The following is a 10144-nucleotide window of genomic DNA, read 5'->3' as shown; positions in this document are numbered from 1 at the left end:
TGTCATCGATTGCACACAAACGGAACACGATTCCACGGAAATCCTTACACTACCGAACACCGTTGGAAGTATTTTTGAGTTACTTAGATGAAGCAGTTTTGTCTAGCTTAATTTGACAAATCAAATATATAAAATATTATTATTATATCACATTATTATTTTACATAAATACTATTAGAATACAACCTTTAGTAAGCATTTCCATAAGGAATAGTGTTAAAAAAAGTGACTATTTCTATATATTTTAATTAAATGTATCTATAAAAATATCGAATGAGATAAGCTAAAACCCGAACATTCACTCGAATTTCTAGTTTATTTATCGGAGTTTTATTGTGTATTACTTTTAACCGTGGTAAAATTCTAAAATTAATACACTAAGAAATTCAATCGAATTGATAGTTTAATTATATAATATTCAACAGTTTTTGCAATAAATCGTCCCGAAGCTTTAATCATCACGCTTTTTTTGAGTGGATAATTAGAAGTTATAGTCGTTGTTAGTAAAATTTATGAAAATGGTTTCTTTCAAGCCTTTAAACTATTCCTGGAGAGTGCTAAAATACTTATAATTAAAGTAAAGTCTAAGGAGTGGTCATTTGACTAGCGAATTATTTACACATTATTCTAGAAAAGAATGGGAACAATTTAACCAAATGAAAGGAAACCTAAAACCAATTGTAGGATTGGAAGAATTGGTTTCCTTAAACGACCGATTATCACAACAAGATGTGAAAGAAGTCTACGTCCCACTAGTTCATTATATTGATGTAATGCTTAAGAACAAAGATGAATATGAAGTAGAACGTGATAAATTCTTTGATATTATCGGTGAGAAAAGTTCATTTGAGAATAATACATTCATGATTGGTGTATCCGGAAGTGTCGCAGTAGGAAAGAGTACTTCAGCGAGAGTACTTCAGCGCTTGCTTCAGAAATACTATCCTGAGAAGCAAATTGAATTAGTGACAACCGATGGATTTCTATACCCAAATGAAGAACTAGAACGACGTGGAATAATGAAACGGAAAGGATTCCCGGAAAGTTATGACATGCCTCGTTTACTAGAGTTTATGAGTAAGGTAAAAATTGGGGTAGAGGATGTTGAATATCCGACATATTCACATGAAATCTATGATATAGTACCAGGAGAAGTTCAAGTTATGAAGAAACCTGATATCTTAATTGTTGAAGGGATTAATGCCTTTCAACTACCGGAAAACCAACAAACGTATATGAATGAGTTTTTTGATTTTTCAATCTATATAGATGCCGATCCACTTCATATTAAAAGCTGGTTTATGGACCGGTTCAAGATGCACATGGAATCAGCGAAAGATGATCCAACGAACTATTTCTATGAAATTACCAAATGGCCATCTGAAAAAGTAGAAGACTACGGGAATGAAATTTGGTATACAATTAACTTAACCAATCTTGTTCAACATATTCAACCAACAAGAGGTCGGGCTGATGTAATCTTATATAAAGGGAAGAATCATTCGATTGACAATTTTTATGTCCGTAAATATTGACTAAAAAAGGAGAATTGCATGGAAACAAATTTATTAGATATTGAGAAAATCGTTGTATTAGACTTTGGAAGTCAATACAATCAATTAATTACTAGACGTATCCGTGAATTTGGCGTATTCAGTGAATTATTACCCAATGACACAACAGCTGAAGAAATCAAAGAAATGACTGGAGTTAAAGGAATTATCCTTTCAGGAGGGCCTCATAGTGTCTATGCTCCAGGCTCATTTGATATTGATCCAGCTATTTATGATTTAGGTCTTCCAGTATTTGGAATTTGTTACGGAATGCAATTAACAACTAAATTATTTGGCGGAGAAGTTGAAGGTTCAAACAAACGTGAATATGGCCAAATGCCAATTAACATCAGTAATAATGAAGCGGGAATCTTTGAAGATTTAGAAGAAACTGAAACAGTTTTAATGAGTCATTCGGATTTAATTACAAAAGTACCCGAAGGCTTTACTGTCACAGCAAGTAATGAAAGTACACCGATTGCTGCGTTTGAGAATACAGAACGTCAAATTTATGGTGTTCAATTCCACCCAGAAGTTCGTGCAAGTGTTCATGGAAATGACATGTTACGTAACTTCATCTTCAATATTTGTAACGTTTCTGGAGAATGGTCAATGGAGAACTTTATTGATATTGAGATTGCGAAAGTGCGTGAACTTGTTGGCGACCGTAAAGTATTATTAGCTTTATCAGGTGGAGTTGATTCAAGTGTCGTTGGTGTGCTTTTACAAAAAGCAATTGGCGAGCAATTAGTCTGTATCTTTGTCGATCATGGATTACTTCGTAAAAACGAAGGTGACCACGTGATGGCAGCTTTAGAAGAATTCGGCTTAAACATTATCCGTATTGATGCTAAAGAGAGATTCTTTTCTAAATTAGAAGGAGTAAGCGATCCAGAAGAAAAACGTAAAATCATCGGGAATGAATTTATTTATGTCTTCGATGATGAAGCGACTAAGTTAGAAGGAATTGACTTCTTAGCTCAAGGAACACTTTATACAGATATTATTGAATCTGGAACGAAAACGGCTCAAACAATTAAATCTCACCACAATGTGGGAGGTTTACCAGAAGATATGCAGTTTGAATTAATTGAACTGCTAAACACATTATTCAAAGATGAAGTCCGTGCTTTAGGAACGGCTTTAGGTATGCCAGATTCAATCGTTTGGCGTCAACCATTCCCTGGACCAGGATTAGGAATTCGTGTGTTAGGTGAAATTACTGAAGAAAAAGTTGAAATCGTTCGTGAATCTGACGCAATCTTACGTGAAGAAATTGCTAAACATGGTTTAGACCGTGATATCTGGCAATACTTTACGACTTTACCAAACGTAAGAAGTGTTGGGGTTATGGGAGATGGCCGTACATACGATCATATGGTCGGAATTCGTGCGGTAACGTCTATTGACGGTATGACAAGTGAGTTCGCTCGCATTCCATGGGAAGTTTTACATGAAATTAGTAAACGAATTGTTAATGAAATCCCTCACGTTAACCGTGTAGTGTATGATGTGACAGGTAAACCACCTTCAACAATTGAGTGGGAGTAACACCAATTTTCTTGAAGAGAAAATGTTGGTGTTATACCTGCAAAGAGTACTAGGCTTTTTCCAAGTCGAAGACGCCGGGAAAAGTCAGGACCTTACTGCTGGGAATAAGAAATATTAAAGGAAATAGGCTGGACGACATGAAATTTGTCATCCAGCCTTATTTCTTGTGAATTATCCCTCATCCAACACTTTCTCCAACAACTCAGGATTATCTGTCATAATCCCATCAACACCTTTAGCGATCAAATCACGCATAGTTTCTTCGTCGTTAATCGTCCAGTAATAAACATCTATTCCGCGTTGACGTGAACCGTTAATGATATTCTTCTGCGTCAAGTCTAACCCATGTTGGGTCGTTGGTAGTTGGAAAGCTTGAGCATCTGTATGTGCAAGCCCATTCAGTCTTAAAATCATCTTTGTTAAATAAGAGGTTGCTTCACTGACACCGGCACCAATAGCTACTTGACCTTGAGATACTTCTTTGAAGCGTCTGTTAATCTTATGGTCGAAACTGCCTATAACGACTTTATCTTCCATATGGTACTTTTGAATTAGACGCCACATCTCTTGAATTAAGTCTTCGTAAAGCGCTGGGTCATTAGTATCTTTTAATTCAATGACAGCAGGTGTGTGAGGGAATAATAAGAATATCTCTTCGACAGTTGCTAGTTGAACACCTTGATCTTGATAAGGATAATTACCTTCTAAATCTTGGAATGTTACACCCGCATCGAACGATTTAATCTCAGTTAAAGTGAGTTGGTTAATATAGCCACTCCCATCTGTAATTCTATCGACAGTAGGGTCATGACTGGCAATGAGATATCCATCTTTGGTAATATGAACATCATACTCGAACATGTCTGCTCCGGCTTGTGCAGACCTAGCGAATGCTTCTAAGGTTTCCTCAGGTGCCAGGGCACAACCTCCGCGGTGGGCTATATTTAAGGGTCTGTCTTGTTTCTCATAATTAAAGGGTGTCGTTTTTTCTTTAGGTGGCCATGCATAGATTGCTAACCAAGTTGGAATTACTACACCCGCGATACCTAATGTTTTCTTCCATAGTGAGCTCATAGTGATCCTCCTATCATCTTGATAGATTAATTATATCAAAATTTTTATAAGATAGTTAGAAAGAAAAACACCTAAGAACATCATTGTCTCAGGTGTTTTCATTCGTAGATTAGTCTTCTAACTCAATTACTGGAAGGTCACTAATTTTGATGCCGTTGATTTCTTCTTGTTCAACGGACACATCATCACCATTAAAGTATTGAGCGGAGATCTCTGCTAAAGTGCCATCTTCTTTCATCTCAACTAAGACAGCATCAATAGCTTCTTGAAGCGCGTTTGATTCATTATTATAGACGAAGGCACTGAATGAAGGGTTGTAGAATACATTCCCAAGTTTAACACCTAAGTCGCTAAAGAAATCAATAGAAGTCTTTTGTAAGTAGTAGTCATTAGGGATGAAGTCAGTACGTCCATTCGCAACATCTAGGAAATATTGATCGTTTGTTGCGTTGTCATAAGTCACAAGTTCAGCTCCTAATTGAGCGGCTACTTGCATATAGTTGGTTGTCGCTCCACCAGCAGCTTTTTTACCAGCAAAGTCTTCAATCGATTCAATACCTGAATTATCAGATAAACGGACAACGATCGAAGTGAAACTGTATTTAATAGGTTCACCGATTAAGAAATCTTTCTCACGTTCAGCAGTGGGTTGAACTCCTTCAGCGACCAAGTCAACTTGACCTGACTTCACAGATGTTAACATTCCGTCAACACCCATCTCCATGAACTCAACTTCAAGACCTAGGCGATCAGCTACCTCACGAATTATATCAATATTATATCCAACTAATTCGTTGTCCTCATTATAATAACCACTAGGGTAGAGCGTACCTGATATGGCTGCGATGAGATGACCTCTTTCTTCTACGCGACTTAAGGAATCATCTTCTTGAGCTGAGACAGCCGTGAATTGTGTGAAGAAAAGTGAAACGATAACTAATGCACTAAAGAATTTTTTGAACATTTTTTACTCCAATCATTTTTAATTCTAAGGAGACATGCGTTTGCTAGGGGGAGTTATCTGATCTGGCTTATATAGTCGCTCTAAGTAATCTTGTAAGAAACCATAAATAACACAGATAATCCAATAAATAATTGCGATAAGAAAGTACATGGTCATATAGTCATTATTAGCTCCACCGACAATTTTAGCTTTTTGGAAGATTTCTGGAACAGTAATCATGGCTGTCAGTGAGCTTCCTTTTACCAAGTCCAATAAGACGTTACTCAAGGCAGGAATCGCAATACGAGTGGCTTGAGGGAAAATAATTTTTCTCAAAACTTTTCGTCGATTCAATCCCAAAGACTGAGCAGCTTCCCACTGACCCTTGTCGATGCTTTCAATAGCTGAGCGAATAATCTCAGAACTGTAAGCACTGCTTGTTAGTCCAAAGCCAAGGACCGAAGCTTGAATAGCTGTCAGCATAAGATTGGCTAAAGGGAGACCAAAGTATAAAAAGAATAAGGTCACGAGTACTGGCACACCTCTGAAGAAAGAAACATAGAACCGAGCGAGGATTCTAAGTAGCCTTGATCTTGAGATTCGCATAAGGGCAAGGATTGTTCCTCCGATAAGACTCAGGATGAAACTTAACAGTGAGATAGCAATCGTATAACTAAGCCCTTCGAGTACAAAAGGGATACTTTCAAGCGCAAGTTGGGGATTAAAAATATAATCCCATCTGATATCTGATAAAATAATTTTAGTCACTGATCCTCTCCTTTGAAAAAATATAAACAATAAGTATGTTATCACTAGATTTTAATAAATACAAGTTTTTGAATTGCGTTTTCTATATATAATTGGAAGAACAAATCTGATGAAAAAAGGAGCCATCATTGACATTAAAACACTATTTTGACTATAATTAATATACTGCGTTTTAAGAATTTTCATAGATTGAAGTGAGGTTAATATGTTTGCAATATTCAAAAAATTAGCATGGTTCTTTAAACTGAGATGGAAAACCTATGCACTTGCCATAGGTGGCTTAACTACCTGTGCCATCTTATCAGCGATTATCCCATTAATTATCGGAGGATTAGTCGATTCAATGGCAACCGGGACTATTACTTGGGACCACTTAATACAACAGACTGGATTACTCCTTGGTATTGGCTTACTTATGTATGGATTAAGATACATGTGGCGCAGTAATTTGTTTGGGAATTCAACATTGTTAGAAGCGATTATGCGTAACCGTTTGTTTGATCATTTTACTAAGATGGATCAGAAGTTTTACGGGCAATATCGTACTGGTGATTTAATGGCACATGCGACGAATGACTTAGCTGCTTTACGCTTTGTTGCTGGTGGGGGAATTATTACTTTAACTGATTCCTTATCAATCACTGTCGTGACTTTGTTTTCAATGATTTTTATTATTGACTGGCAATTGACCTTGTTTACTATTTTACCTTTCCCATTATTGATTTTTGTTGCCCAATATTTAGGAAAATTAATTAATAAGTATTTTAGAGGGTCATTAAAAGCTTTCTCTGATATGAATGATCATGTACAAGAGAGTGTCTCCGGAATGAAAGTGATTAAAGCTTTCGGTGAAGAGGAAGAGGAAGAGGATTACCTAGATTTTGTTAAAGAAACGGACAATGTCGTTGAAAAGAACAAGAAAGTATTCCGAATTGATTCGGCTTATACGCCTGTCATCGATGTGATTACTGGTTTAACTTATGTATTAACGATCTTTTTTGGGACATACTTTATCCAAAATGGTCGTATTACTTTAGGAGACTTAATCGCTTACCTAAGTTATTTAGGAAATATGACTTGGCCATTATTAGCTGTTGGAAGATTAGTGAATACAATGGAGCGCGGGAATGCGAGTTATGATCGAGTAACTGATTTGCTATCTGAAAAAGCAAGTGTCGTCAATGATCCCAATCCTGTTAAAAACTTAGAATATAATGATTTAAAAGTAAATATTAATACCTTTAGTTATCCAGATTCAGAAGTAGAAATTTTAAGTGATATTCACTTTAAACTGGAAGAAGGGGATACTTTAGGCATTGTTGGCCGAACAGGGTCTGGAAAGAGTTCCTTGTTTAACTTATTAGTGCGAAATTTTGATGTTGAATCTGGAGAAATCCTTATTGATAACACACCACTGAATAAGATTGATATGACAGAATTAAATGATCGAGTTGGGTATATTTCACAGAACAACTTACTTTTCTCAACGACAATCCGAGAGAACATTCGCTTCGGTCGTCCAAATATGACACAAGAAGAAGTCGAATATTATGCAAAGGTTGCAGATGTTCATGAAGACATCCTAACTTTCTCAGATGGTTACGATACCTTGGTTGGAGAACGCGGTGTGAGTTTATCTGGTGGGCAGAAGCAACGGATTTCAATCGCTCGAACATTAGCGATGAATCCAGAAATATTAATTATGGATGATGCGCTTTCCGCTGTGGATGCTAAGACAGAACAAAGGATATTAACGAACTTACGTGAATTCCGTCAAAAAGGGATCACAATCATAGCGACTCATCGATTAAGTTCAATTATGCGTGCAGATGAGATCCTAGTCTTAGATAATGGGCATATTAGCGAACGAGGAACTCATGAGCGGTTACTCTCGTTAGAAGGTTGGTATGACAATATGTTCCGTCAACAACAATTAGATCAGAAAATTTCAGAAAGTGGGGAAGACAATGAGTAATACGAAACAAAGAAAAACAAGCTTCTCACTAAAAGAGCAATGGAACATATTACGTTATTTATTCTCATTTGCGAAATCTGAAACTAAATGGTTTATCTTATCTATTGTTATGATGGTTATTGCTTCTGCTTTATCAGCTTACTTACCTATTATTATTCAACAATATATTGATGAGTACTTATCGACAAGTTCAGCAACAATCCAAATTACTTTACAAGTAGCTGGAACGTACCTTGTTTTATTACTTTTAAGAATGGTCATTGTCTACGTTAAAGATTACACTTTTAAATTAGCATCCGAGCATACGGTAGCGAATATGCGAAATAATTTGTACCACAAATTAGGGAAATTAAGTTTAGATTACTTTAACAAAACACCTAATGGTGAAGTTGTCTCACGTGTGACGAATGATACCGAGACAATTAAAGAATTTTGGAATGTGTTTTTAACATTTTTCGATGGTTTTATTAATGCAACGATGATTGCGGTAGCGATGTTTTCACTTAGTGTATCGATGTCTTGGGTCTTCATGGCCTTTATCCCCGTCATATTCATCTTGATATACGTCTACCAAAAGATTAGTACTGTCATCTACCGTCGTATGCGCCAAGCGTTAAGTAAGGTGAATGCGCGCTTAAGTGAGTCAACAATGGGGATGTGGCTCATTCAACAATTCAATCAGACCCAGCGAATGAAAGAAGAATTCGATGAAGTAAACCAGGAATACTTAGTGGCTAGAACTAATATGTTCAAGATGAATGCTGTGCTATTAATGCCTGCCATTAACCTTATTGAACAAATTGTGTTGGTCATTGTCATCTGGATCTTTGCTGCGCAATTACTTTCGGGTTCAGTCGTTGATATTGGGATTATTTACGCTTTTACGTCTTATTCTAAGTCATTCTTCCATCCAATTGGAGGGATGTTAGACAGCTTGAGTATTTACCAAGATGGGCTAGTTTCAGCCTCTCGCGGGATGGCTTTACTAGCAAATGAGAATACAGAACCTCAACCAAATGCGAATGCAGTGGATTCATTGATTGATGGTCAGATTAACATTGATGATTTGTATTTCTCGTATGATGGTAAAAATGTTGTATTGAAAGATATCGATTTAGAAGTGTCTCCGGGAGAAATGATTGCGATTGTTGGTCATACCGGATCTGGAAAGAGTACAATCATTAATCTGTTAATGCGATTCTACGAATACCAACAAGGATTAATTTCCGTTGATAAAGAAGATATTCGTGGTTACACCAAACGAAGTATTCGCTCTCAAATCGGCTTAGTCCAACAAGATGCGTTCATGTTCTATGGTAATTTCTATGACAATATTCGTTTACATGGAAACTATTCAGATGAAGAAGTGAGAGAAGCTGCAGAATTTACTGGAGCAGATCACTTTATTAAATCAATGGAAGATGGTTATCGTTCTCACATCAGTGAGGGGGGAACTTCACTATCAGCTGGTCAGAAGCAGTTAATTAATATTGCACGTACGATTATTCGAAATCCGCGAATTTTAATTTTAGACGAAGCTACGGCCAATATTGATACGGAGACGGAGCAGTATATACAACAAAGTCTTGAAAAGATTCGAGAGCAAGCGACATTAATTGTCATTGCCCACCGACTTTCAACAATCAAAGATGCTGACAAAATCTACGTTCTGCACAAAGGCCGTGTTATCGAACAAGGTCATCATGATGAACTGATTAAATTAGAAGGAACATATTACGATATGTACCGCCTGCAATCTTTACAAGGAAAAGTATAAGAAAAAAAGCAAAGTGTGCTAACTAGCCACTTTGCTTTTTTTGTCTAAACAATCTGTTAAATAGACAATAGCCCTCTCAATAAAGAGAAGGCTACCTAACTATTCAATATTATTATTCTAAAGTTCTTTCTTGTAACTATTACTTAAAATTAATTCTTTCTCATTTAAACGATATATTCCCATAACCTCTAATATATCCTTGTAACCCTTTAGTTACGCCAGTTTGATTAAATTTCATCAAAACAAATTAAATTCTTGCATAAAAAATATCTTTCGCGTATTAATTAGTATAACATTCTTTGTATTAAAAAGCGAATTCTGTAAATGAAATAATTATTCTTGTTGTAAATTTACTTGTGAATAGCAACCCAATATACCTGAATAATTCATAGCTCTATAATTTAAGCTGGTTTCTTGAATAAATTAATCGTTCTTGGAAAAATTGGGAATTTTTCTACAAAATAGTGAGTTCTCGAAGTAGATTTTAACTAAATGAACCTTCT

At 36.1% G+C, this 10144-nt stretch carries 7 protein-coding genes and 1 pseudogene; 5 read left to right on the top strand and 3 right to left on the bottom strand.

Annotated features, from left to right (window positions below; translation table 11 throughout):
• The 3 genes and pseudogenes from ACEN31_RS10200 to guaA form a co-directional block, all read left to right on the top strand.
• Positions 1 to 116: pseudogene (locus ACEN31_RS10200) on the top strand (IS30 family transposase); the annotation flags it as partial.
• Between the two features lie 483 nt (positions 117 to 599).
• Positions 600 to 1535: a type I pantothenate kinase gene (coaA, locus tag ACEN31_RS10195; protein ID WP_407109343.1), complete on the top strand. Its 936-nt coding sequence runs from the start codon at positions 600 to 602 to the stop codon at positions 1533 to 1535.
• 18 nt (positions 1536 to 1553) lie between these two features.
• Complete coding sequence (gene guaA / locus ACEN31_RS10190; RefSeq protein ID WP_407109342.1) at positions 1554 to 3104, top strand: glutamine-hydrolyzing GMP synthase; 1551 nt, start codon at positions 1554 to 1556, stop codon at positions 3102 to 3104.
• 171 nt (positions 3105 to 3275) lie between these two features.
• Here guaA and ACEN31_RS10185 read toward each other — a convergent pair whose 3' ends face one another.
• The 3 genes from ACEN31_RS10185 to ACEN31_RS10175 all read right to left on the bottom strand — a co-directional run bounded on the left by ACEN31_RS10185 (position 3276) and on the right by ACEN31_RS10175 (position 5880).
• Positions 3276 to 4178: a glycerophosphodiester phosphodiesterase gene (locus ACEN31_RS10185; protein WP_407109341.1), complete on the bottom strand. Its 903-nt coding sequence runs from the start codon at positions 4176 to 4178 to the stop codon at positions 3276 to 3278.
• A 109-nt stretch (positions 4179 to 4287) separates the two neighbouring features.
• Positions 4288 to 5142 (bottom strand): transporter substrate-binding domain-containing protein, encoded by an 855-nt coding sequence (locus tag ACEN31_RS10180; protein ID WP_138404122.1) that lies wholly within the window; start codon positions 5140 to 5142, stop codon positions 4288 to 4290.
• 24 nt (positions 5143 to 5166) lie between these two features.
• Positions 5167 to 5880, bottom strand: a complete 714-nt coding sequence (locus ACEN31_RS10175; RefSeq protein ID WP_235888765.1) for an amino acid ABC transporter permease — start codon at positions 5878 to 5880, stop codon at positions 5167 to 5169.
• Positions 5881 to 6094: 214 nt separating this feature from the next.
• Here ACEN31_RS10175 and ACEN31_RS10170 point away from each other — a divergent pair, with 214 nt between their 5' ends.
• Both ACEN31_RS10170 and ACEN31_RS10165 read left to right on the top strand, forming a co-directional pair.
• On the top strand, positions 6095 to 7864 hold the full coding sequence (locus ACEN31_RS10170; protein WP_407090713.1) for an ABC transporter ATP-binding protein: 1770 nt from the start codon (positions 6095 to 6097) through the stop codon (positions 7862 to 7864).
• On the top strand, positions 7857 to 9641 hold the full coding sequence (locus tag ACEN31_RS10165; RefSeq protein WP_407090714.1) for an ABC transporter ATP-binding protein: 1785 nt from the start codon (positions 7857 to 7859) through the stop codon (positions 9639 to 9641). Before ACEN31_RS10170 ends, ACEN31_RS10165 begins: the two co-directional genes overlap by 8 nt.
• Positions 9642 to 10144: the final 503 nt, after the last annotated feature.

This window comes from Ruoffia sp. FAM 26255 (assembly GCF_045528525.1).
GTDB lineage: Bacteria > Bacillota > Bacilli > Lactobacillales > Aerococcaceae > Ruoffia > Ruoffia tabacinasalis.
The sequence above is the reverse complement of the archived record's forward strand: the minus strand, read 5'-3'. Positions and strand labels throughout refer to the sequence as shown.

Excerpts from the sequence above, each read along its gene's own strand:
- guaA (WP_407109342.1), top strand. The coding sequence starts at position 1,554 with ATGGAAACAAATTTATTAGATATTGAGAAAATCGTTGTATTAGACTTT.
- ACEN31_RS10185 (WP_407109341.1), bottom strand. The coding sequence starts at position 4,178 with ATGAGCTCACTATGGAAGAAAACATTAGGTATCGCGGGTGTAGTAATT.
- ACEN31_RS10180 (WP_138404122.1), bottom strand. The coding sequence starts at position 5,142 with ATGTTCAAAAAATTCTTTAGTGCATTAGTTATCGTTTCACTTTTCTTC.
- ACEN31_RS10170 (WP_407090713.1), top strand. The coding sequence starts at position 6,095 with ATGTTTGCAATATTCAAAAAATTAGCATGGTTCTTTAAACTGAGATGG.
- ACEN31_RS10165 (WP_407090714.1), top strand. The coding sequence starts at position 7,857 with ATGAGTAATACGAAACAAAGAAAAACAAGCTTCTCACTAAAAGAGCAA.